Genomic DNA, 23,327 nt, shown 5'->3' on the forward strand with positions numbered 1-23,327 from the left:
AGGATGATATTAGATGAAAATATGTGTTATTGGTTTAGGTTATATTGGATTACCTACGGCATCTATCTTAGCTGTAAGAGGATATGAAGTAGTTGGAGTAGATATTGATAAAAAGAGGTTGAAGGAGATTAAAAATTTAAGTTTTAAGACAACTGAGAAGGATTTATTAACATTGGTTAGTGGTGCTATAAAATCTGGAAATTTGGAAGTTAAAGATAAACCAGAAGAGGCAGATGTTTTTATTGTTTGTGTTCCAACTCCTTTAAAAAATAAAAAATGTGATTTAAGCTATATTAAAAATGCTGTTGAAAGTATAAAACCTCTAATAAAAGATAAAAATCTTGTAATTATTGAAAGTACTGTTCCTCCTGGAACTTGTGAAGAGATTTATAAAATGATTAATAAAGATATTTATTTAGCTTATTGTCCAGAGAGAGTTTTGCCAGGAAATATATTACATGAGCTAATAAACAATGATAGAATTATTGGAGGAATTAATAAAGAATCTGCTATAAAAGCTAAAAAAATATATGAGAGCTTTGTTAAGGGAAATATATATTTAACTGACACAAAAACAGCTGAAACTGTCAAGTTAATGGAAAATATTTATAGAGATGTTAATATTGCATTAGCTAATGAGTTTGCTAAAATAGCTGAAGAGCTAAATATTGATGTATGGGAAGCCATAAACTTGGCTAATAAACATCCAAGAGTTAATATTCTTAAACCTGGACCAGGTGTTGGAGGGCATTGTATAAGCATAGACCCATGGTTTTTAGTTGAAAAAAGTAAAGAAGCTAAGCTTATAAAAACTGCAAGAGAAATAAATGATGAAATGCCCATATATGTGGCTAATAAAATTAAAAAATTAGCTAAAAAAACAGTTACTATTTTTGGTGTAACTTATAAGGGAAATGTAGATGACACAAGAGAAAGTCCTGCTGAAAAGATAATTGATGAGTTATTAAAGGATAACTATGATGTAAGATGTTATGATAGATATGCAAGAGATTTTAAATATCCTCTACTAAATTTGGAGGAGAGTGTCAAAGATAGTGAGTTAATTGTTGTGTTGGCTGACCATGATGAGTATAAAAACTTTAAGGAAGAGGATATAAAAAGAATTGGAAAATTAATGAAAAGAAGAGTTATTTATGATACAAGAAATATAATCAATAAAGATTTATGGAAAAATGAAGATTTCAAAATTTATATATTAGGTGGTAAAAATGATTAAAGTGGCAGTTACAGGTGCATTGGGAAGAATGGGTTCAGGAATAATAAGAACTATTCTACAACAGGAAGATATGGAATTAGTAGCAGCATTTGAGAGAGTAGGGCATAAAGATAAAGGTAAAGATGTTGGAGAACTAATAGGAGTAGGAAAAATAGGAGTTATTTTAAATACTGCTGATGAAATGGATAAAGTATTAAAAGAGAAAAAGCCAGATGTATTAGTTGATTTTACAATAGCTGATGCATGTGTTGAAAATGTAAAAACAGCTGCAAAAAATAAAGTAAAATTGGTTATAGGAACAACAGGATTTACCAAAGAGCAAAAAGAAGAGATTTTAAAAGCAATTAGAGAGAATAAAGTTTCAGCTGTCATATCTGAGAATTTTGCAATTGGTGTTAATATATTCTTCAAAACATTAGAGTTCTTAGCTAAAAAACTTGGAGATTATGATATTGAGATTATAGAGATGCATCATAGATATAAAAAAGATGCTCCTTCTGGAACAGCATTAAAAGCTGCTGAAATAATTAAAGAGAATAGGGGAGGAGGTTATTTTGTTTTTGGTAGAAAAGGTTTAGTTGGAGAAAGAAAAAAGGACGAGATAGGAATACATGCAGTAAGAGGAGGTGATGTAGTAGGAGAACATACTGTTATATTTGCAGGAGATGGAGAAAAGTTAGAATTGACACATAAAGCAAGTAGCAGACAAGCATTTATCAATGGTGTTATCTTAGCTATTAGATTTTTAAAAGATAAAGATGAAGGAATTTATGGCACTTTTGATGTCTTAGGATTGAGAGAATTAAGAACATAAATTCCAATAAATAAGGATATAATTCCTGCAAAGAAATCTCCTAAACTCCAACCAATACATATTCCCAAATAACCTAAAAATAATGCCAAGATATAACTTGATGAAATATGGAAAAATTCTCTAATTATAGAGATTAAAAAGCTACCTTCTCCTCTACCTAATGCTTGGAATAATGAAGATGTAGAAAAAGTAAAAGGAATAAACAATAAATATATACTAACTATCTTTAATGTTTTTGATAATGGCTCTTTTAATGATATATCTCCATAACTAAAAATATATGCTAAATAATCAGAAAAAATAACTATTAAAGAAAATATTATAAATTCTAAGATTAATCCATAAATTATAGTATATAAATAAGCTTCTCTAACTTTTTTGTATAGCTTAGCTCCATATAATGCCCCAATAACAGATACTGCACCACTTGACAATCCAATTAAAGGAACAAAACCAAACTCAGTTATTCTTAAAGCCCCTGTAAATACTGCTAAATCTTTATCATTTCCAAACATCATTATTAAATATGTTAAAAAGAAAAAAGTTCCTGCAACTATAACATCATTAAAAGATGAAGGTATAGAAACTCTTAATAAATCCTTAATTATCTCAAAATCAATTTTTTTATAAATTTTTAATGGTTTAGTTTTTATGTAATAAAATATCAATATTAAAAGTGAGATAAAAATAGAAACAACTGATGCAATTCCTGCTCCTAAGACACCTAATTTTAAAGTATATATAAAAATAGGGTCTAAAATAATGTTTATTAAACATCCTACTATTGTTGCTATCATAACTATTTTTGTTCTACCAACCCCTCTAAAAACTCCATAAAATACATCAGCTAAATTTAAAACAATTGTTCCTAAAATTAGAGTTTTTGAATATAAAACTGCATCTAATAAATTTACATTCATTAAATTTAAAATAAAATCCACATTTGGATAGAAAATAAATATAACAAATAATGAATATATAATAGCTAAAATAATTGCATTATAAACAGCTTTTTCAGCTTTTTTAATATTATTTTCTCCTAAACTCCTTGATATTAGTGAGCTAACAGCTATACTCAATCCCCAGGCAAATGCATAAAAAATTATTAAAATTGGAAAACTTGCACCAACTGATGCCAATGCCTCTGCTCCTAAACCTGCTACCCAAAAACTATCAGCAAAACTATACAATGACTCAAAAAATGTAGCAAAAATTATAGGTTTGGATATTCTAATGATTGATTTTTTAGGATTATCCAAAAGTTCCAACAATATCCCCTCTACAATAAAGAGATAGATTAAAAAAGAGAATTAAATATTTACTTTTGAGATTTTAATTCCTCTAAAACTTTGTCACACATATTTATAATATCCTTTAAACTTTCTTTTAGCACATCTATTGGATTTACACCCTCTTCTGTCAATATTGTTAATTTTGGATTGGTTATGTATCTTCCTGTTTCAGGATGAAGGAGTTGATGCTCAATATAGTAAGATGCCATTTTAACACCTTTTTTTGTTAAAAGAACATCTTTTAATAAATTAGGTAATGAGTGGTCTTCTCCAACTAATTCAATCTCTAATAAATTATCTTTCTTCTCTAATATTTTTATCTCCATCATATTCACCTTTTAAAAGTTCTTTCTTAGCTAAGTTTATATCTTTATTTAATACAATTTTATCCTCTTCTTCTCTTAAAAATCCTTTATCTAATGCCTCTTCTATAACATCTTCAAGAGGTTTATTTTTTAAATAAGATACAAGAACCACTAAATTCTTAACAGGTTTTGAGCCAAGTTTTGAGAATCTAAGCTCATTGTATAAGTTATGCAAATCTTCTAAAATCTTGTTAAACTCATCAAGAGGCACATCTGTCTTTATAGCTCCTTCATCTTCTAAGTGTATAACTCTATATCCTAACTCCTTCAATGTGTCAATAACTAAATCCTTATTAACAGGATATTTCAATTCAGATAAGTAGTATTTATAATAACCTTCTTTATCTTTATTATACTTTCTCTTAATTTTTTCTAAAAGAGTTCTTACAGCTCTATAATTCTCTGTTAAGGATTCCTTATCATAGCCAAATACATAAACTCTTAAATTCTTATTTTTAGATTTGACAATACAATCGATACCCATCTTTTCCAAAGCTTTACATATTTCCAATATTTCATCTTCACCACTAACCTTAGTAGCAATAATTCTCTTCATAAATTTCACCAATAATTTTAATAAGAAATATTTTTAAATAAATACTAATAAATAGAATATAATAATTGTTATTTTGGTGGAATGATGAAAAATTTATTTATAAATTTAAATAATTCAAAAATTGAAATTATTGAGAAAGATATCTTTCCAATAGATTGGGGATTATATTGGCACAATAAATTTGAGACATATAAGTATGATGTATATGATTATAGGAATGTATTTACATTTGGAACTGTTGGACTTCCAGTTTATGGGGGACATAGATTAACATTTTGTTTTAAATCTCCATTAACAGATAATTTCTTTTTTTCATCTATGGGTGGAGCAGGATATCAGTTTTTAGCAACAGGTTACAACAATGTAGCTATTGTTGGTAGAGCTAAGAAGCCTTCTTTATTAATTATTAGTGATAAAAGTATAGATATTGTTGAGATAAGGGAAGATTTTAGAACAGTTTATGAAATATACAACCATATAGTTGAGCACTATAAAGAAAGAAATTTGAGGGCTATTGTTGTTGGTGAAGCTTCAAAAAAGACAGCTTTAGGAGCCTTATTTTCTCAAACTGTCTTAAATAACAAAGTTGTAGAAGGTTCAGAAGATTGGGCTGCAAGAGGTGGTGGTGGCTCTGTTCTATATCAAGCTCATAACTTAGCTGGAATTGTATATTTTGGAGACAAAAATGAAGAGAAAGCATTGAAAGATAAAGTTAAGGAGATAGTTGAAGAGTATTATAAAGAGAGCTATATAAATGTTGTTAAGAAATTTACTAAAAAATATAGATATAATGATGAATCTCAGACAGGAGGGACATTTGGAAACAACTGGTTAATCTACAAAGAAAAAGTCCCTATCTTTAATTGGCAAATGCCTTACATATCTAAAGAAGAGAGAAAAAAGCTTCTTAATATTATATTGGAAAATTATTTAAAAATATTTAATCAGGAGGCAATTGAAACAAAGAGCTGGAAAAATTGTGGAGAACCTTGTCCAGTAGTATGTAAAAAATATAGGAATAAAAATAAGGTTGATTATGAACCTTATGCAGCAAATGGGACACTTTTAGGAATATTTGATTTACATGAAGCTGATAAAGTTGTTAAAGAAGTAGATAGTTTAGGATTTGATGCTATTGAAGTAGGAAATTTAACAGCTTTTGTTTTTGAATCTTTATATAGAGGACTATTAAAGGAGGAAGAACTCAATATTAAAACTCCATACTTCAACTATAAAGATATCTTAGAAGGAGATATAAAAGAGATATCAAGACACAATTCAGAACAAGCTATAAAGTTCTTAAATAATTTAGCAAATAACTACAATAGAGTATATAAAATCTTATCATTAGGAACAAGAAAAGCTGTTAAACTCTTAGATGAGATGTACAAGAGCAGAACAAAAGAAATTAAATTTAAAGATATTGCTGTTTATATTGCCTTAGGAGATTGTTCAAGTATAAATCCAAATCTTTATTGGAGTCCAGGCTTCTTTATGCCATTAGTTATATCTGGGAGGTATTTAACATACTACAAGCCAGAATTTTTAGAGCCAGAGGAGTTAGCTGAGAAGATTTATGAAAATGTTAAATTAGAGTTGGCATTAGATAATTTAACAATTTGTAGATTCCATAGAAAATGGCTAAAACCAGTTATAAACAAAATTGTCAGTGAAATCTTTAATATAGATTTTAATTATGAAAAATATAGCTTAGAACTTTACAAGAAAATATATGAATATAACAAAAAATGCATCTATCCGAATAACTTTGAAAGTGAAAGAGTTAAAGATTTATTAGTAGGATTGGCTAAAGAATGTGGAAACAAAAACTGGAACAAGGAAAATATAGATAATTATTTAAAAAGATTTTTAGATAAATATTCTGAATTATTTAACATTGATTGGAAGATTAAATAATAAAGTAAAAAGGAAAAAATAATAAAAATATAAACAATATAATAAAAAATTAAATTTTTTCAATTGTTAAACAGGAATTTCCTAACAATTTAATCTTATAGTCATATCCTAAACTATCCAATGTATTTATAATTTCATTAACTTCATAGTATTTTACAAATCTATCATTTAATTTATTGTAGAAAGTAAATAACTCATTTTTAATTGGGTCAAACTTGTCTGCAAAGTACTCCTCCATTATAAATAATCTACCTCCTGGGACTAAGGAGTTCATAGATTTTTTTATAAATGTTTTTAATGATGGAAGATATCTCAAAGTGTGAGAGCATATAATCAAAGAATATTTTTCTTTTGGGGCCATATCATAAAAGTCCATAGCTCTCAAATCATAGGAATCAAAATATCTTCTTTTTACTCTATTTTTTGCTATCTCTATTAAACCTTTTGATATATCTATTCCTGTGTAATGGCCTATTAGATGAACATGACCAATATAGTAGTAAGGAGACCATGAACCACAACCTACATCTAAGATGCAATCATCACATTCTAAGTTTGTGGCTAATGTAGATATCTCCCTACATAGATGATAATATGGACTACTTAAAATCATGTCCCAAATATCTGGGTCTTTTTTAAAGTTTATTGCAATTTTAGGATGCTTACTACTTATTAATGCATACTTAGCTACATGAGTAATATAAGTATATTTCATTACATAGTCACTAATGATTTTGTCAAATTCAGGCATTTTAATTTTAATTTCAAAATCTTCATTCATAGATAGTTTTCCATCAGAGTAATTAATAATACCTATATTTGCCCCAGTTTTTACAAACTCTAATATAAATTGTTTGTTAGGATAAGATATCTTGTCCAATAATTCTTTAACATTTGGATGATATTGAGCTATATTTTGGAAAATACCAAATTCAATTCCCTGTCTAATAAATGTTGTTAATAAATCTTGGCCTAAGTAATCTATGGTTTTATCTGCCATTTCTATTTTCTTTTTTAACCTTAAACTTTTTGATAGTATATCACTTGAATCATTTTCAGATGGTTGATATTCTGAAAAGATTGATGAAATATCTAAATTGAGCTTATCTAAATTATTGTTGTTTATAGGCATATTACCACCTCATAGAAGATATTATATCACTATCTTGGTCTTTGAGGACTTCAACAACTTTTTTTCCATATTCAGTAAGTTTATATATTTTTATACCACCTTTTTCTTCACATTCTACTAAACCAAGCTCAATTAATGAAAAATGACCGTTATATCTACCATTTAGTCCTTTTAAACAACCTAATACATTACTTGGGTCTGATTTAACGCCACGGGATATTTCTGATAAATAAGTACCATAAGGATATATATTGTACAAGTAATATAATATTTTTTTTCTTAATTTACTTTTGTTTAGCGACCTAACAATCATAGGGTCTAAAAAGACGATACTCATAGTATCACCAGAGATTATATAAAAATTTTTTAAATAATTTGGAAAACTCTATTAATTATTCCACTTATTATTGAAGATATAAACCCAAACAATCCATTATTTTCTTCTTTTTGCATATTAGATGTGTTTTGTTGTGTTTCTTTTACCATTGTATTTTTTGGGCTTGGATTATTAGTAGTTGGGTTAATAGTGATATTTTCTTTTAAATTGGTAATATTATTATTTGTTGTATTTGTGGTATTAGTGGTTTCATTCTCTACTACATTTTCTACTATATTGCTTATATTTTGGAAATCCTTTATTAATATTTCCTTTTTAAGTACAATTGACTTAATAGTGTTATTTAATATAATAAATTTATCTACTTTAATGTAAAATTCTACCTTATTAGAGTTTATATTTTTAAGAGGTATTTCAACAACTTTATAGCTATTTGGAGGAATTGATATAGTTCTTGGAGTTTCATTAAAAGATGTCCAATATTCTGCAGTTATATTTAAAGGGAAATCTTTATTAGATAATTTTACATACATTTTTGAGTTATTTATTGTTATATTTTCTATATAAACAGGGGATATAACTTCTGTCAATTTAAATGTCTTTGTTGGGACACTATTTCCTAATAAATCTAATGCAGAATATCTACCAATCTCATACTCATTAGGTATTGAAACAGGATGTAATCCTAAACCATTTCCAAATATGATATCAACACCTAAATTTTTTGGAATAATATGGACTACAGTATATCCTTTAAAGCCTTCTTTAAAGGTTATTGGGAACGTTACCACAGTTGAAGAGTCATTTTCTACTAAAACATCTTTTTTTGGAGAAATATACTCAATTGTTCCATTTCTATTAATTACTTCTAAATAAACTTCACAATTTAGGGGAATATTTAATTTATTTGCAAATTTTACCTCTACCTTACAAGGAATTCCAACAACTGGCTTATTTACATATATTGAGTTATTATATTTTATTGCATTAATTTTAACTAATGGAGTTATATATTTTAAATATTCAACTCTAATTGGATATATAGCATTAAAATGAACTGTTGCATATGAATCTTTAGCTCCTTCATCTGGAACTACTTTAATATATAAATCTCCATTAAACTCTCTATTAAATTTTATACTAATATTGTAATCTTTTTTTGTATGAGGAGGAACAATAAAGTATATATTACTTGTATAATTTACAATTCCTTTCTTGTTTAGTTTGTCATAGACAATAATTTTCCCTGTTAAAGTTTTGTTGTAGATATTGTATAGAGTGATAGTCATATTATAAGTTTTTCCTACTAAAACATAACCACTATTTTTAGAGACTCCTCTAATTATACTTTTTTCCTGAGGTAGAGATATACTTACTATCTTAATTGGTGAGATTGGTGTAGGATTTGGATTTAAAGTTGTTTCTTTTCTATATATTAATTTTAAGTAATTTATATCTGGATAAACCTCAGAATATATTTTCACATTTCCTAATTTAGGATATATTGGAATATATAAAGTTCCAGTAGATGTTTTATTTAATTTAATATCTCTAACCACAGTATAATTATCATAGCATAAAACAAACTTTGTATTAACATCTTCATTGTATTTATTTTCTAAATCAACTTTTAAAATAGCTAAATATCTATCATCATCTTTAACATAGTATCTTGGAATTTCTACATATTTTCTATAGTATTTGTCATTAATTGCCTTTTCTATATCATCATCTATCCAGGCATTGTAGTAGAAGTTTTTTACAATATTTGAGGTATTATCATCTATTTTATTATAAACCTTAATATTTTTAATGACTACTGGTAGTAAAAATGTCATTGGCTCACTTTTGTAATCAAACCATATTCCATTTTTATCTCTTCTCTGAATTGTTTCTTCATATCCATCTACACTATGAGTAACATTTAAAACTTCAACATAAGTAGTAATTTTAAAATTGTCATCAGTAATATTTATTTCTGGAATTTTAAAATATATTGTTTTTTCTTCACCATATGGAATATATACTGTCTGTGAGTTGTTTATTCCATCATATATAACATTATTTCCAGATTTAGCTACAATCCAAACTTTTGCTATATAGTCACTTGATGCATAAGGATTACTTTTTAATGTAATTTTAAACCAATTAGAAAAACAAACCTGAGTATTCTTATTTAAATAGTATCCATCAGAGCAAGTTATATTTTTTACATCTATTGGAAAAATAACTTTAATTTTAAATGTTTTTGAAGCTATTGTCTTTCCTTCATCATCTACTAAAGAAACTTTAACATCATGCTCTTTATCATCAGTTATTGGAACTCTTAACTCTATAACATTTTCTATATGTGAATTTGGAGCTAAACTAATATATCCATAGTCATATTTTTTTCCATTACATTCAACAACTATCTTTACCCTATGCTCATAATCATCTTTATTGACAATCCCAATATAGAGAATTTGCTCATCAATCTTTATATGTAACATTGGAGCATTTGGAGGGTCATAAGGAGTTGCTATTTTGTAAATCTCCACATTTCCCCAAGCATAACTAAATATTGAGATGCATAATATCAATAACCATAATTTTATACTTTTGCTCATATATCTCACCTTTTGAGATAGGAGAAAATATTATATATGGTGTTATGCTTTAAATCTTAATAAATCTATTTTTTATTTTTAGCAGAATTAATAATATATAAACTATTTTTGTAGGTGAAAAGAATGATATATATAAATAAAGAGTTATGTAAAGCTTGCTATATATGCATTGAGTTCTGCCCAAAGAAAGTTTTTACCATATCAAAAGAGCTAAGTAAGAAAGGAGTTTATCCTCCTAAGGTTGAAGATGAGAGTAAATGCACATATTGTAAAATTTGTGAAATGATGTGTCCTGACCAAGCTATTGCAGTGGTGAAAAAATGAAATTGGATGAAAAAGGAAGATTAAAGCCAGGAGCTTATTTTATGCAAGGAAATGAAGCTTGTGCTGAGGGAGCTATTGTAGCTGGATGTAACTTTTATGCAGGTTATCCAATAACCCCATCCTCAGAGATAGCAGAAAGAATGGCATACAGATTACCTCAGTTGGGAAGGACTTATATCCAAATGGAGGATGAGATAGGTTCATTAGCTGCTGTTATAGGAGCTTCATGGGCTGGATGTAAAGCAATGACAGCTACATCTGGCCCTGGATTTAGTTTAATGCAAGAACATATTGGTTATGCAGTTATGACTGAAACACCATTAGTTATTGTCAATGTTCAAAGAGGTTCTCCTTCAACTGGACAGCCAACAATGGCATCTCAGAGTGATATGCAACAAGCTAAGTGGGGAAGTCATGGGGACTATCAAATAATTGCACTTTCTCCTTCATCTGTTCAAGAATGTTTTGAATACACAATAATGGCCTTTAATTTAGCTGAAAAATATAGAGTTCCTACTTTTGTTATGAGTGATGAGATTGTTGGACATATGAGAGAGAAGTTAGTTATTGATAGTTATGATAAATATGAGATTGTAGATAGAGAGGAAGGATTAGATGAACTTCCATTTAAGCCAGGGGAGAATTTAGTTCCTAAGTTTCCTACCTTTGGGAAAGGGTATAGAGTTCATGTAACAGGTTTAACTCACAATGAAAAAGGATATCCTGATGTTTCTCCTGAGACACATGATAAGTTGGTTAGAAGATTGAATAACAAAATATTAAAAAATATTGATGATATCTTTTCTTATGAAGGTTGGTACTTAGATGACTGTTCTGATTTAGTTATAGTTGCTTATGGAGCTCCATCAAGAAGTGCTGAGGTAGTAGTTAAAGAGTTGAGAGAAGAAGGATTAAGTGTAGGATATGTTAAGTTAAATACAGTTTGGCCGTTCCATGATGAATTTATCTACAAAGTAGCAAAAGAAACTGAAAAGATATTAGTTCCTGAGATAAACTTAGGACAGATAGTTAGAGAAGTTCAAAGAGCAAGTAAAGGAGAGTGTGAAGTTCTATCATATACTAAGATAGGTGGAGAAATTCCTACACCAGATGAAATTAAAAATTATTATTTAAAAAATAAGTAAGGTGAGAATTTGGAACATTTTGCTTTGAAATATTTAAGAAAAGACAGATTACCACATATATTTTGTCCAGGTTGTGGAATTGGAATTATAATGAACTGTTTCTGTAAAGCAGTTGATGAGCTAAATTTAGATTTAGATAAGTTAGTTTTAACTTCTGGAATAGGATGTTCTTCAAGAGTTCCAGGATACTTTTTATTAGATTCTCTACATACCACACATGGAAGAAGTTTAGCATTTGCCACAGGAATTAAATTAGCTAATCCTGAATTAACTGTTGTTAATTTTACAGGAGATGGAGATTTAGCAGCTATTGGAGGAAATCACTTTATACATGCATGTAGAAGAAATATAGATATAACTGTTATTTGTGTGAATAACCAAATATATGGTATGACAGGAGGTCAAGTTTCACCAACAACACCAGAAGGTTTTAGAGCTACAACAGCCCCTTATGGGAATATAGAGAATCCTTTTGATTTATGTAAGTTGGCAGTGGCAGCAGGAGCAAGTTATGTAGCAAGATGGACAACAGCACATCCTTTCCAATTAGCAAGAGCAATAAAAAAAGGAATTGAAACAAAAGGACTTGCATTTATAGAAGTTATTTCTCAATGCTATACATACTTTGGAAGAATGAACAATTTTAAATCAAACACAGAACTTTTAAAATATATAAAAGAGAACTCAGTTGTTAAGGCAAAGGCAGAAAGAATGGATAAAGAGGAATTAAAAGGTAAGATTATAGTTGGAGAATTTGTAAATAGGGAGAGAGAAGAATATACTGACAAATACTATAAGATGTTAGAAAAATGTAAAGTAATAAGGTGAATTTATGAGAAAAGAGCTAAGATTTGCAGGATTTGGAGGGCAGGGAATACAATTAGCTGGAATTATTTTAGGAAGGGCTGCTGCTCTATATGAAGATTTGTATGCCTTTCAAACACAATCTATAGGGCCAGAGGCAAGAGGAGGAAAATCAAGGTGTGAAGTAGTTATATCAGACAATCCAAGAGATTATCCAAAAGTTAGAAATTTAGATATATTGATAGCTATGTCACAGGAGGCATTAGATAGCTATATTTCTGATTTAGATAGTGGGAAAATTCTCATATATGACCCAGATATGATGACAAAACATCCTGAGAGAGATGATATTACTATCTACAAAATTCCAGCAACTAAGGCAGCTTATGAGTTAGGAAATAGGATTGTTGCAAATGTAGTTATGTTAGGGGCATTAGTTGAATTAACAGGAGTAGTATCTAAGGATAGTATAAAAAAAGCAGTTGCTGAATCTGTTAAAGAAAAATTCATTGAATTGAATTTAAAAGCTTTGGAAAAAGGATTTGAATTAGGAAAAAAAGCAAAAGGAGAAGTATGTTAAATAAAGCTTCAACATCTATAGAGATTTCAAAAGATAGATATGAATTGTTAGAGGAAATAAAAGAGAATAATTATAAAAGAATTTTAATAGTTGGAAATGTAGATGTTGGGAAAACAACATTAATAAACTTTTTATCAAATAATCTAAATTGTGGAATTTTAGATTTGGATGTTGGACAAAAATCTATTTTACCTCCTGCAACAATCTCTTTAAAATACTCTTTTTTAGTAAAGCATTATTTTATAGGTTCTACAACACCAGCTCAATTTATAGGAGAGATGATTGTAGGAGCCAATAAATTAGCTAATTTAGTTAATGATTTAGTTTTAATAGATACACCAGGATTTATATATGGAATTGGTGGAGAGCTAATAAAACTGTTAATTGAGAGTTTAAAACCTGATTTAATTGTTGGAATTGAAAGGGATAAAGAACTAAGGAATCTTTTAAGATATGAAAATGTAAAATTTTTAAAGTCATATAGCAACAAAACATATTCAAAGGAAGAGAGAAAAAAGATAAGAGAAGAAAAATGGAAAAAATACTTTGAGAATAGTAAAGAAATTATAATCAACTTCAAAGATTTTATTTTATCAGGAAGTAAATTGTTTTATGGTGTTAAAATAACTGAAAATGAAAAGTATCTAATTGAGAATCTATTAAAATGGAAAATTCTTTATGGAAGTAGAATAGATAAGCAGTATATAATTGTTAAGGAAGATTTAGAAAGAATCCATATAAGTTTAGATAGAAATTTTATATTTTATTTAGATAAAGACAGATTTTTAAACTTATTAGTTGGATTGATTGATAAAGATGGTTTTTGTGAAGGTTTAGGAATTGTGAAAGAGATTGACTTTGAAAATGAAACTTTAAAAATTTTGACTCCTATAAGTTTGGATAATATAAAGGAGATAAGATTTGGTAGAATAAAAATAAATGATGACTTTACAGAAGGAGCTTATTTAGATAGAGAACTAATTTAGTAATAATAAATTGCTATTTTTTATTAAATAAGTTTATATTTTTTTGGTTATTTTAGTTTTATCTAATAAAGCTGTTTTTAGGGATAGTATGGTTGTTAAAGAGATTATTGAAGGGGCAAAATTAGCATTAAATTTAGCAAGAGATTTAGCAAATAAAGAAGATGACAATCTAAAATTAGAGTATCCTGGGACTTCTTACAACTTACCTATAATCTATGGTTTATTAGGAAAAGAAATAAAAACAGTTAAAGATTTAAAAGAGTTATTAAATTCATTGGAAGTTAAAGATGAAGAAACTTTGGAGAATGCTTTAAATTCTGGGGTTATAACTTTAATAGCTGCTGAAGCAATTGAAGCTCTAAAATATGCAAAAGGTAATCCTTACACTGATACAACAGGATTTATTCCTGATGAAATTTTAAGAGGTTTGGGAGTTCCATTAGTTGAAGGGAAGATTCCAGCTATTTTAGTTGTTATTGGAAAAGTAGGAGATAAAGAAAAGCTAAAAAAATTAGTTGAAGATATAAGAAAAAGAAATATTTTGGCTTTATTTGTTGGAGAAATAATTGATGAGCTAAAAGATGCAAATATAGATTTGGGGTTAGATACTCTTTTAGTGCCTATTGGTAGAGAAATAACTTCTGCTGCTCATGCCGCTAATTTAGCAGTTAGAGCACCTTTAATTTTTGGAAATATTAAACCAGGAAATACTGAAGAAATTATTAGTTATTTAAAAGATAGAGTGCCAGCAATAGTTATAGCTTTGGGAGATTTAGATAATATAACTCTCTCAGCTGGAGCAGGATGTATAAAAGCAGGAATTCCTGTTATAACTAATAATAAAGTCCCAGTTATAGAAAAAGCTTTGGAGTATTCTGATATTGATAATATAGTTGAGAATGCCTTAAAAATGAAAGATATTGAAGTTAAAGTTAAAGAGTTTAAAATTCCAGTATCAGTAGGACCGATGAATGAAGGGGAGAGGATAAGGAAGCCCGATATGTATGTAGAATTAGCTGGACCAAAGAGTTATGGATTTGAGTTAGTGAGAGTAGATAACAACGCAGAGGATAAAGTTGAAATTATAGGGAAAGATTTAGATGAATTAGAGGAAGGAAAAGCTCATCCTTTCGCTATTATTGTTAAAGTTAAAGGTAAGGATTTGGAAGAAGATTTAGAAGGAGTTTTAGAGAGAAGAGTCCATGAATTTTTTAACTATATAGAAGGGGTTATGCATTTAAATCAAAGAGACCAAGTGTGGATAAGGGTTTCAAAAGATGCTTTTAAAAAAGGTTTAAGATTAAAACATATTGGTGAAGTTATTAAAGATTTGTTTAAAGAGCATTTCCCAATAATTGAGAGTTGCGAAGTAACTATAATAACTGACCCCGAAAAAGTTAAAGAAGAATTAGAAAAAGCCAAAGAGATATATAAGAAAAGAGACGAAAAAACCAAATCAATTAGAGAAGAGGATGTAGATGTATTTTATGGTTGTATAATGTGTCAAAGTTTTGCTCCAACACACGTATGTGTTATAACTCCTGATAGACCTTCATTATGTGGAAGTATAAACTATTTAGATGCGAGAGCAGCTGCAAAGATAGACCCTAATGGACCAATATTTGCAATTGAAAAAGAAGAATGTTTAGATGAAAAATTAGGAATTTATTCAGGGGTTAATAAAGTTGTTGAAGAATATAGTCAAGGAGCTGTTAAACAATTTGCTCTACATTCATGTTTAGAAAGTCCATGCACATCCTGTGGATGTTTTGAGGCGGTAGCGTTTTATATTCCAGAAGTAGATGGATTTGGGATAGTGCATAGGAACTTTAAAGGAGAGACACCATTAGGAATACCGTTTTCAACATTAGCGGGACAGTGTAGCGGAGGAAACCAAGTTCCTGGATTCGTTGGAATATCAATTAGTTATATGCAATCTCCTAAATTCTTACAAGGAGATGGTGGATGGAACAGAGTAGTATGGCTACCGAGGGAATTAAAAGAGAGAGTTAAAGAAGCGATACCAAAAGAGATATATGATAAGATAGCAACAGAGGAAGATGTAAAAAATACTGATGAACTTAGAAATTTCTTAAAAGAGAAAGGACATCCAGTAATTAATCTATGGGAAAAAGAAGAAACAAAAGAAGAAGTTGAAGAAAAAGAAGAACCTAAAAAAGAAACTGAAACTAAAAAGGTTGAAGAGAAAAAAGAAGAAGATAAAACTATGGACTTTGTTAAGTTTGTTGAACTTCTACCTCCTGGAATCAAAATAGAGCTCACTAATGTAATAATAAAAGCTGATAAAATTATTATTAAGAAATAGATGAGCATGCCTCCCTATAAAAGGGTTCGGCATGCTCTCAAACATTAAAATTATTTCTGATTTATTTTATTATTAGATTTTTAACTTTATTATTAGTTTTTGATTGCCCAGCACCGAGCTTAAACTTCTAAAACTTTAACATCTTTACTTAAATAAGCTTTATTCCCTTTTCTTTTTACTTCTCCAACTTCAAATGCATAAACTACTTTTTCTAATTCACTAATTAAATCATCCTTATACTCTCTTTTTGTAGATATTAACAAACCTCCTGCAGTTTCAGCAGAATAACCTTCTAATAATGGATGCCCAAAATTTTTACTTAGTTCTGGTGTCCCTCTAATACATGGTAGAAGATTTATTTCAATATCTACACCACTAAATTTAGCAATATCATTTGCATGCCCTAATAAACCAAATCCAGTAACATCAGTTAAAGCATTTGCTATTTTATCTCCAACTTTTTTCTCAGCTTTTCTTAAAGCCAATAAGGATTTTCTATTAGATGTTGTCATTAACTCAATTGCTTTATTTATTATATATTCAGCTTCTTCTTTTGATATATTTAACATATCTCTAAATTCTTCTGGCACTCTACTCAATGCCATTGCCGGCTGTGTTCCTAATGGTTTAGTTAAAATTAAGACATCTCCCACATTAGCTCCTTTTTTTGTTAATAGTTCTTCCTCACGTCCAACTCCTGTAACTGCTCCACCAATTAATGGCCAGGGATTCAGTATAGTGTGTCCTCCAACAATTGATGTTTTATCTTCTCTACAAAAATCTTGGAATCCTTTTAACATATCCTTAGCCATTTGTATAGGCATCTTTTCAGGAATTCCTACAATTGCAAGAACACCAACAACATCTAAAAATCCCATAGCATAAATATCACTTAAAGAGTTGCAAGCAGCAATTTTTCCCTGAATGTAGGGATTATCTACAATTGGAGTAAAGACATCTACTGTCTTAGCAATTAATAAATTACCTCTTTTTATAACAGATGCATCATCTCCTAAACCAACAACACAATCTTTTAAATCTTCATCTAAAACTATGCCTTTAACTAAATTTTCAAGCTCGGTGCTGGGCAGCTTACAAGCTCATCCATGTAGTTTAACCATCTCAGTTAATCTCATATTTTATCACCATCTTATAAACTAATTCATAAATCAACTTTAAAATAATTAACTCAAAAAATAATAAATTTTATCAAAAGATTTTATTTAGCTTGGTATGGATATTAAAGAATTTTATGAAAAATAGAAGATATTAAAAATTCTAATATGGTTAATTCAATAAAATATAATTTCAAATAAATTAATAAATAATTTTATCTAACATATCAAATTCTAAAGCTAATTTTATTTCTCTTGCTATTCTTTGACCCATACTCATTGGTTCATTATATAGTATGTAAGAATAAGGAGAACCATTCATAAAGCTGTTTGTTCCTCCATCTATTCTTGCAGACATTTCAAAGACAACCAACTCTAAATTTTCTGTGCATAAACTTTGTAAGCAGAAAGGACCAACAATTCCAGGAGGAACTAACTCCTTGGCTGATTTAACTAATTTATCTCCCATATCAAACACTAATGGTAATAAGCTCTCTCTTATCACTACTGGAAAGTTCCCAGTTATTACATAACTTGGTTCCATATCTAACTCTAACTGTTCCTTAGCAGGAATTCTAACTAATCCATCAATATTGCTCTCATATCTTCTATCTATTCCTAAAAGCTCAACTTCATTTTTTAATGGTGAATAGAAATAATGTAGGCAATAGTTGGCTCCAACAACATACTCCTCTATATGTGCTCTTTCAATATCTTCATCATCTAAAATTCCTCTTTCTTTTAAAAGATTTGCTTTTTTGTAAAACTCTTCTTTTGAATTAGCTATGAAATAACCTTTTCCTCCTCTTGCTCCTGGAAATTTTACTATAACTGCTCTATCTATCTCATCAGGAGAATTAAATTTTTTAGGAATTCTTATATTTCCATTCTCTAAAATTTTTCTTTCTAAATCTCTCTCAGCTTCCCATCTTAATATCTTCCTATTTCCAAACATTGGAACTAAAAAGTTATTCTCAATATTATCTAAACCACAATATGCAATAAATGAACCATGAGGGACAACTATGGCATTTAACTCTCTTAATTTCTCTTGAACTTCTTCATTTTTTATATCTTTAAAGTCATCTATGTAAATAAATTTATCAGCCACTCTAAACCTTTTGTATGGAACATCTCTCCCTTTTACAGTTATACAGACTGTTGAAAATCCTTCTAACTTAGCTCCTTTTAATATATGGAGAGCTGTATGACTTCCTACTGTTGCAATAGTTATTTCATCCCTATTGTATGTATCTAAAATTTCAAGAATTTCTTCTTTCTTTATCATTATTCCACTCTTTTCATTTTCAATCTTGAAATTTTTCTGATTTCATCAAAGTTAATCTTTTCATCAATATGTACATATCCATTATATACAGCTCTCTTGAATAATCCTTCTCCCCATTTATTTCTTATTAGAACTGTTGAGTAGTTCTCTCCACTACCTACGTTACCAATAGAAATATCTGCCTTTTGAGCTGTGAAGTCATTACAAAACTTACAACCTTCTCTCATAGCTTTTTCAATATCAACTAATTTATATTTTTTGGATGTCCCATCAATCAAGTATATATTTAACTTCCCTTTACTAATCTCCATCTTTTTTATTTCCCAAGGTTCTATATTGTCCTTTTTTAATATCTCAACTAACTTATTATAATCATAAATCTCAAAACAAAACAATCCTATTTTAAACTTAATAGCTTTTCTAAATGGTGCTAATAAATCATTATCAGATGCTAAGATTTTAGCAACAGCATCCATAACACATGGAGTCCCAACTATTGCTAACCTCTCTAACTTTTCTTCCATAACAGCTCTTTTTAATGCTCTTAATGGTGGTTCTCTCCATAAATATTTACTTCCTGCTGTTTTTAAAACATCTTCTTTATTTTTAGCTAAATATGAGTAAGGAGAGAGAGTAAATCTGTCTATATTCATTACAATAGCTCCATCTATTAAATCCTCTTCAAATGCATTATATAAAATAGATGAAACTACTCCCCCATTTTGAGCATATTTAATATTTAATGTTGATTTTGCAGCATAAGCTTTTAAATAGTTTCCAATTTCATCACTTACATAATAGTTTCCTACTCTTGGACATGCATCATAACAAGCCCCACAAGGGACATCATAAACAGTAGTTTTACAAAACTCTGCAGATATTGGATAATGTCTCTCTTCTTCATAAGTAGCTATACAAAAAGAACAGCTATCACACTCAAACTTTACAGGACTCTCCTCTTTAAAATATAAATTATCTGCTGGACACACAGATGTGCAAGCTCCACATCCAGAACATCTATGTTTATTCCACACCTCTAACTCTAAATCTTTGTATGTTTTCATGTCCTCACCTTCTTAAAATAAATCAGGAGTATATAGCTTACCAAATGGTCTTTTGGATATAGGTGCTATTTTTGTCCATTTTGAATATAGTAAGTCATCAAACTTATCCTCTAAATTGAAATATTTACAAAAATCTTTAACATCTTCTTCAATATTTTTTAAATCCTCATCAGTGAATTCTTTTATATCAGCTGCAACACCAAGCTGTTTCTTGTCTATATTTCCTCTTATGTAAATAACTCCTCCATGTATTCCTGTCCCTATCATTCTCCCCTTTATCTTTCCTAAATCATTTCCCTTCTCATCAATATTTAGAACAATTATTTTTCCTCCAGCCATATACTCTCCTAAGAAATCCTTAGCAGTTCCTCCTATAACAAGAACAGGAACCTTATCTTTATATGCCTTCATATGTATTCCACTTCTATAACCAACATCTCCTCTAACAAAAACCTTTCCTCCTCTCATTGAATGAGCAGTAACATCTCCACTGTTTCCATATATTATAATTCTTCCATCATCCATAGTGTTTCCAGGAGCAAATTCACAGTTTCCATATACATAAATTGTTGGACCACTCATAAACATTCCTAAATCTCCACCAGGTGTTCCATATATCTCAATAGTTAAATCTTTTTTTCTTAATCCATTAGCTATAAACCTCTGTCCTAAAACATTCTTTAAAATTATCTTTTTTAAGTCAGAATTTTCCTCAATAACTTTATGAATTTTTTCATTAAGTTCTCTATAATGTAAATCCTTAGCATCTATTTCAACAACTTCCATAACCTATCCCCTCAAAAAAATAAAAAAGGTTTTTTTATTCACCAGCAGCTTTAATTCCTAATATTTCAAGCTCTTTCTCAGTTAATCCAACTCCTCTTAATCTATCTCTATTACCTCTTAGACTTTCTATTGCATTAATTCCATTAGCTCCTAAGAGTTCTTTTATTTCATGTGTCCAAGCTTTTATTAAGTTTGCTACTCTTTCAGCTCCTTTTTCTGGGTCTAATCTTTTAACTAACTCTGGTCTTTGTGTTGCTATTCCCCATGCACATAATCCTGTGTAACATCTACCACAAACTCTACATCCAAGTGCTACCATTGCAGCTGTTCCTATATAAACAGCATCTGCTCCCAAAGCAATTGCTTTAAATACATCTGCTGAATTTCTAATTCCACCACTTGCTATAATACTTATCTCATTTCTTAAACCTTCTTCTCTTAATCTTCTATCCACAGTAGCAATTGCCATCTCTATAGGAATTCCTACATGGTCTCTAAATACCTTTGGAGCTGCTCCTGTTCCTCCTCTATATCCATCTATAACAACTGCATCAGCATCACTTGTGGCTATACCAACTGCAATTGCAGGAGCATTGTGAACAGCAGATATTTTAACAAACACTGGCTTTTTCCATCTTGTTGCCTCTTTTAAACTTCTAACTAATTGTGCTAAATCTTCAATTGAATATATATCATGGTGAGGAGCTGGGGATATAGCATCACTTCCCTCAGGAATCATCCTTGTTGCAGATATCTCTGCTGTAACTTTTTCTCCTGGAAGATGCCCACCAATTCCTGGCTTAGCTCCTTGTCCTATTTTTATCTCAATAGCTGCTCCTTTTTCTAAATATTCAGGAGTAACTCCAAATCTTCCACTTGCAACTTGTGTAATTATGTTAGATGCATAAGGATATAGTTCTTTTGGCAATCCTCCTTCCCCTGTTCCCATAAATGTTCCACATTCTTTAACAGCTTTGGCAAAAGATAAATGAGCATTTAATGATAAAGCTCCATAAGACATGTGTGCAATCATTATAGGAGTATCTAACTTTAAATTAGGGGCTATCTTTGTTTTCAATTTAACTTTTTTGTATTCATCAAATTCTATCTCCAACTGTTTAGGTTTCTTTCCTATGTATGTCCTTAATTCCATTGGTTCTCTTAGAGGGTCAATAGATGGGTTAGTTACTTGACATGCATCTAATACAATTCTATCAAAATATACAGGATGTTCCATAGCATTTGCCATTCCACTTAATAATATCTTTCCAGTTTTTGCTTGATTGTAGTTATCTCTCCTTATATCTGCTGTCCATAGTGGATGGCTCCTCCAATCAACTGGCTCCTCTATTATTGTTATAGCATTTCTTGGACACATTGCTACACATCTATGACATGCTCCACATCTATTGGGGTAGATAACTATCCTATCTCTCTCTTTCCTATAAACTCCCCAGGAACATTCTACTGTACATCTACCACATAGCATACATCTACTATAATCAATAACTGGCTGATACTTTGGTGGCACATAACTTGGAATCATACTTATCACTTCCAAACTCTTGCTATTACTGGCTCTCCTGCATCAGGCATCCAAACTCTATCTAAGTTAGAGCATATCTTCCTTATAGCTGATTCTTCACTTGAAACAAATAATAAATCATCTTTTTCAGCTGCAACTAATGGTCTTAGTTTTATTCTATCTGTTAGCCCAAACATTGTTGTATCTTCTTCTATCTCTCCATTCATAAACAATAGTCCTCCTGGTGTAGCAACTGCAATAGCAAAAGGTCCATTTAACATAGCTCCTCCATAAGTTAATCTAATAGCTTTGTGCAACTCTCTCTCTTCCTCTGGCATATCATCAATTTCATTCCAGAATCTTGGAGCTAATGCAGTTGTTGCTAATTCCAAAGGTAATCTATGCTTTCTTAATAATAAATCTAATATGTAGGTAACAACCTCAGTATCAGTTAATAATCTACACTTATAACCAAACATTTCTACAAATCTTCTATTTGTTCCATAACTTGTTATCTCACCATTATGGACTACACTCCAATTTAGTAAGTTGAATGGATGTGCTCCTCCCCACCAGGCTTTTGTGTTTGTTGGATATCTTGCATGAGCTAACCATAAATAACCTTCATACTTATCTATTCTAAAAAATTCAGCTACCTCTTCTGGCCATCCAACAGCTTTAAAAACACCTAAATCTTTACCACTTGATATAACATAAGCCCCATCTACATTGTCATTAATTTCCATAACAATATCTACAATAACATCCTCTTCTCTATCTGAATATTTTTCATCAACTTCATAAAAGTATCTCCATGGAATATGAACTTTTTCAATTATTCCTTCCTCAGTAGGGATTTCTTCATCCTTAACTATTGTTCCATACTGTTCTAAAACATTTTCAACAGCAACTTTTATTTTTTCAAATTTTGGGCTGTTATCTATTAATATATGAAAAGCATAGCAATCTTTGTATTTTGTTGGATAAATTCCATAACCAACATATCCAGAACCTTTACCATTACCTCTTTCTTTTAAACTACATAATCCCAAAGCTATTTTTTTTCCATTAATCATCTTTTTTTTTCTACTCATAAAACCAATAATTCCACACATATGAGAAACA

Annotated in this window: 21 protein-coding genes; 9 read left to right on the top strand and 12 right to left on the bottom strand. The window is 29.6% G+C overall.

Features of this window, described 5'->3' with window-relative positions:
• Window positions 1-13 precede the first annotated feature (13 nt).
• Both ACPB8Q_RS06780 and dapB read left to right on the top strand, forming a co-directional pair.
• Window positions 14-1,237, top strand: a complete 1,224-nt coding sequence (locus ACPB8Q_RS06780; protein WP_423792423.1) for a nucleotide sugar dehydrogenase — start codon at window positions 14-16, stop codon at window positions 1,235-1,237.
• Window positions 1,230-2,051, top strand: a complete 822-nt coding sequence (gene dapB / locus ACPB8Q_RS06785) for a 4-hydroxy-tetrahydrodipicolinate reductase (RefSeq protein WP_423792424.1) — start codon at window positions 1,230-1,232, stop codon at window positions 2,049-2,051. The genes ACPB8Q_RS06780 and dapB overlap by 8 nt, the downstream gene beginning before the upstream one ends.
• Here the strand turns inward: dapB and ACPB8Q_RS06790 are convergent.
• Genes ACPB8Q_RS06790 through ACPB8Q_RS06800 form a run of 3 tightly spaced genes read right to left on the bottom strand, consistent with a single transcriptional unit; the run spans window position 2,006 to window position 4,264 of the window.
• Entirely contained in the window at window positions 2,006-3,319 is a 1,314-nt protein-coding gene (locus ACPB8Q_RS06790) for an MATE family efflux transporter (RefSeq protein ID WP_423792425.1), read from the bottom strand. The genes dapB and ACPB8Q_RS06790 overlap by 46 nt on opposite strands.
• 50 nt (window positions 3,320-3,369) lie before the next feature.
• Window positions 3,370-3,672, bottom strand: coding sequence for a DNA-directed RNA polymerase subunit L (locus tag ACPB8Q_RS06795; protein WP_423792426.1), 303 nt, complete (start codon window positions 3,670-3,672; stop codon window positions 3,370-3,372).
• Window positions 3,638-4,264 (bottom strand): DUF2067 family protein, encoded by a 627-nt coding sequence (locus ACPB8Q_RS06800; protein WP_423792427.1) that lies wholly within the window; start codon window positions 4,262-4,264, stop codon window positions 3,638-3,640. Before ACPB8Q_RS06800 ends, ACPB8Q_RS06795 begins: the two co-directional genes overlap by 35 nt.
• 84 nt (window positions 4,265-4,348) lie before the next feature.
• Here ACPB8Q_RS06800 and ACPB8Q_RS06805 point away from each other — a divergent pair, with 84 nt between their 5' ends.
• Window positions 4,349-6,181 carry an aldehyde ferredoxin oxidoreductase N-terminal domain-containing protein gene (locus tag ACPB8Q_RS06805; RefSeq protein WP_423792428.1) on the top strand — a complete coding sequence of 611 codons (1,833 nt, stop codon included), beginning with the start codon at window positions 4,349-4,351 and terminating at the stop codon, window positions 6,179-6,181.
• A 49-nt stretch (window positions 6,182-6,230) separates the two neighbouring features.
• Here ACPB8Q_RS06805 and ACPB8Q_RS06810 read toward each other — a convergent pair whose 3' ends face one another.
• From ACPB8Q_RS06810 to ACPB8Q_RS06820, 3 genes are read right to left on the bottom strand one after another with little or no spacing between them, the layout of a single operon-like run.
• Window positions 6,231-7,313: a class I SAM-dependent methyltransferase gene (locus ACPB8Q_RS06810; protein ID WP_423792429.1), complete on the bottom strand. Its 1,083-nt coding sequence runs from the start codon at window positions 7,311-7,313 to the stop codon at window positions 6,231-6,233.
• 1 nt (window position 7,314) lies between these two features.
• On the bottom strand, window positions 7,315-7,650 hold the full coding sequence (locus tag ACPB8Q_RS06815) for a helix-turn-helix domain-containing protein (RefSeq protein WP_423792430.1): 336 nt from the start codon (window positions 7,648-7,650) through the stop codon (window positions 7,315-7,317).
• Window positions 7,651-7,679: 29 nt separating this feature from the next.
• The gene (locus ACPB8Q_RS06820; RefSeq protein WP_423792431.1) at window positions 7,680-10,259 is read right to left on the bottom strand and encodes a hypothetical protein; all 2,580 of its coding nucleotides are present in this window, start codon (window positions 10,257-10,259) and stop codon (window positions 7,680-7,682) included.
• A gap of 123 nt (window positions 10,260-10,382) precedes the next feature.
• Here ACPB8Q_RS06820 and ACPB8Q_RS06825 point away from each other — a divergent pair, with 123 nt between their 5' ends.
• The 6 genes from ACPB8Q_RS06825 to acsB all read left to right on the top strand — a co-directional run bounded on the left by ACPB8Q_RS06825 (window position 10,383) and on the right by acsB (window position 16,424).
• Window positions 10,383-10,583: a 4Fe-4S dicluster domain-containing protein gene (locus ACPB8Q_RS06825; protein WP_423792432.1), complete on the top strand. Its 201-nt coding sequence runs from the start codon at window positions 10,383-10,385 to the stop codon at window positions 10,581-10,583.
• Window positions 10,580-11,728: a 2-oxoacid:acceptor oxidoreductase subunit alpha gene (locus tag ACPB8Q_RS06830; RefSeq protein ID WP_423792433.1), complete on the top strand. Its 1,149-nt coding sequence runs from the start codon at window positions 10,580-10,582 to the stop codon at window positions 11,726-11,728. Before ACPB8Q_RS06825 ends, ACPB8Q_RS06830 begins: the two co-directional genes overlap by 4 nt.
• A gap of 9 nt (window positions 11,729-11,737) precedes the next feature.
• Window positions 11,738-12,556: a 2-oxoacid:ferredoxin oxidoreductase subunit beta gene (locus ACPB8Q_RS06835; RefSeq protein ID WP_423792434.1), complete on the top strand. Its 819-nt coding sequence runs from the start codon at window positions 11,738-11,740 to the stop codon at window positions 12,554-12,556.
• Window positions 12,557-12,560: 4 nt separating this feature from the next.
• Window positions 12,561-13,112 carry a 2-oxoacid:acceptor oxidoreductase family protein gene (locus tag ACPB8Q_RS06840; RefSeq protein ID WP_423792435.1) on the top strand — a complete coding sequence of 184 codons (552 nt, stop codon included), beginning with the start codon at window positions 12,561-12,563 and terminating at the stop codon, window positions 13,110-13,112.
• Entirely contained in the window at window positions 13,106-14,098 is a 993-nt protein-coding gene (locus tag ACPB8Q_RS06845) for a Clp1/GlmU family protein (RefSeq protein ID WP_423792436.1), read from the top strand. The genes ACPB8Q_RS06840 and ACPB8Q_RS06845 overlap by 7 nt, the downstream gene beginning before the upstream one ends.
• Window positions 14,099-14,186: 88 nt before the next feature.
• Window positions 14,187-16,424, top strand: a complete 2,238-nt coding sequence (gene acsB, locus ACPB8Q_RS06850) for a CO dehydrogenase/CO-methylating acetyl-CoA synthase complex subunit (RefSeq protein WP_423793427.1) — start codon at window positions 14,187-14,189, stop codon at window positions 16,422-16,424.
• A gap of 119 nt (window positions 16,425-16,543) precedes the next feature.
• Here acsB and selD read toward each other — a convergent pair whose 3' ends face one another.
• The 6 genes from selD to ACPB8Q_RS06880 form a co-directional block, all read right to left on the bottom strand.
• Window positions 16,544-17,560 carry a selenide, water dikinase gene (gene selD, locus ACPB8Q_RS06855; protein WP_423792437.1) on the bottom strand — a complete coding sequence of 339 codons (1,017 nt, stop codon included), beginning with the start codon at window positions 17,558-17,560 and terminating at the stop codon, window positions 16,544-16,546.
• A gap of 181 nt (window positions 17,561-17,741) precedes the next feature.
• Window positions 17,742-18,827 carry a formate--phosphoribosylaminoimidazolecarboxamide ligase gene (locus ACPB8Q_RS06860; RefSeq protein ID WP_423792438.1) on the bottom strand — a complete coding sequence of 362 codons (1,086 nt, stop codon included), beginning with the start codon at window positions 18,825-18,827 and terminating at the stop codon, window positions 17,742-17,744.
• On the bottom strand, window positions 18,827-19,891 hold the full coding sequence (locus tag ACPB8Q_RS06865; protein WP_423792439.1) for a Coenzyme F420 hydrogenase/dehydrogenase, beta subunit C-terminal domain: 1,065 nt from the start codon (window positions 19,889-19,891) through the stop codon (window positions 18,827-18,829). Before ACPB8Q_RS06865 ends, ACPB8Q_RS06860 begins: the two co-directional genes overlap by 1 nt.
• A 12-nt stretch (window positions 19,892-19,903) precedes the next feature.
• The gene (locus ACPB8Q_RS06870; RefSeq protein WP_423792440.1) at window positions 19,904-20,677 is read right to left on the bottom strand and encodes a hypothetical protein; all 774 of its coding nucleotides are present in this window, start codon (window positions 20,675-20,677) and stop codon (window positions 19,904-19,906) included.
• Window positions 20,678-20,711: 34 nt separating this feature from the next.
• Complete coding sequence (locus ACPB8Q_RS06875; RefSeq protein WP_423792441.1) at window positions 20,712-22,223, bottom strand: glutamate synthase-related protein; 1,512 nt, start codon at window positions 22,221-22,223, stop codon at window positions 20,712-20,714.
• A gap of 5 nt (window positions 22,224-22,228) precedes the next feature.
• On the bottom strand, window positions 22,229-23,317 hold the full coding sequence (locus ACPB8Q_RS06880; protein WP_423792442.1) for a class II glutamine amidotransferase: 1,089 nt from the start codon (window positions 23,315-23,317) through the stop codon (window positions 22,229-22,231).
• Window positions 23,318-23,327: the final 10 nt, after the last annotated feature.

It is taken from the genome of Methanocaldococcus indicus, from assembly GCF_049554935.1.
In the GTDB taxonomy this organism is placed as follows: Archaea; AGJL01; Methanococci; order Methanococcales; family Methanocaldococcaceae; genus Methanocaldococcus; species Methanocaldococcus indicus.

Bases quoted from the DNA above. Each gene is read 5' to 3' on its own strand.
- ACPB8Q_RS06860 (WP_423792438.1), bottom strand. From the start codon at position 18,827: ATGATAAAGAAAGAAGAAATTCTTGAAATTTTAGATACATACAATAGG.
- ACPB8Q_RS06840 (WP_423792435.1), top strand. From the start codon at position 12,561: ATGAGAAAAGAGCTAAGATTTGCAGGATTTGGAGGGCAGGGAATACAA.
- ACPB8Q_RS06815 (WP_423792430.1), bottom strand. From the start codon at position 7,650: ATGAGTATCGTCTTTTTAGACCCTATGATTGTTAGGTCGCTAAACAAA.
- ACPB8Q_RS06820 (WP_423792431.1), bottom strand. From the start codon at position 10,259: ATGAGCAAAAGTATAAAATTATGGTTATTGATATTATGCATCTCAATA.
- ACPB8Q_RS06865 (WP_423792439.1), bottom strand. From the start codon at position 19,891: ATGAAAACATACAAAGATTTAGAGTTAGAGGTGTGGAATAAACATAGA.
- ACPB8Q_RS06845 (WP_423792436.1), top strand. From the start codon at position 13,106: ATGTTAAATAAAGCTTCAACATCTATAGAGATTTCAAAAGATAGATAT.
- ACPB8Q_RS06830 (WP_423792433.1), top strand. From the start codon at position 10,580: ATGAAATTGGATGAAAAAGGAAGATTAAAGCCAGGAGCTTATTTTATG.
- ACPB8Q_RS06795 (WP_423792426.1), bottom strand. From the start codon at position 3,672: ATGATGGAGATAAAAATATTAGAGAAGAAAGATAATTTATTAGAGATT.
- ACPB8Q_RS06880 (WP_423792442.1), bottom strand. From the start codon at position 23,317: ATGTGTGGAATTATTGGTTTTATGAGTAGAAAAAAAAAGATGATTAAT.
- ACPB8Q_RS06875 (WP_423792441.1), bottom strand. From the start codon at position 22,223: ATGATTCCAAGTTATGTGCCACCAAAGTATCAGCCAGTTATTGATTAT.
- acsB (WP_423793427.1), top strand. From the start codon at position 14,187: ATGGTTGTTAAAGAGATTATTGAAGGGGCAAAATTAGCATTAAATTTA.
- ACPB8Q_RS06805 (WP_423792428.1), top strand. From the start codon at position 4,349: ATGAAAAATTTATTTATAAATTTAAATAATTCAAAAATTGAAATTATT.
- ACPB8Q_RS06810 (WP_423792429.1), bottom strand. From the start codon at position 7,313: ATGCCTATAAACAACAATAATTTAGATAAGCTCAATTTAGATATTTCA.
- ACPB8Q_RS06870 (WP_423792440.1), bottom strand. From the start codon at position 20,677: ATGGAAGTTGTTGAAATAGATGCTAAGGATTTACATTATAGAGAACTT.
- ACPB8Q_RS06825 (WP_423792432.1), top strand. From the start codon at position 10,383: ATGATATATATAAATAAAGAGTTATGTAAAGCTTGCTATATATGCATT.
- ACPB8Q_RS06800 (WP_423792427.1), bottom strand. From the start codon at position 4,264: ATGAAGAGAATTATTGCTACTAAGGTTAGTGGTGAAGATGAAATATTG.
- dapB (WP_423792424.1), top strand. From the start codon at position 1,230: ATGATTAAAGTGGCAGTTACAGGTGCATTGGGAAGAATGGGTTCAGGA.
- ACPB8Q_RS06780 (WP_423792423.1), top strand. From the start codon at position 14: ATGAAAATATGTGTTATTGGTTTAGGTTATATTGGATTACCTACGGCA.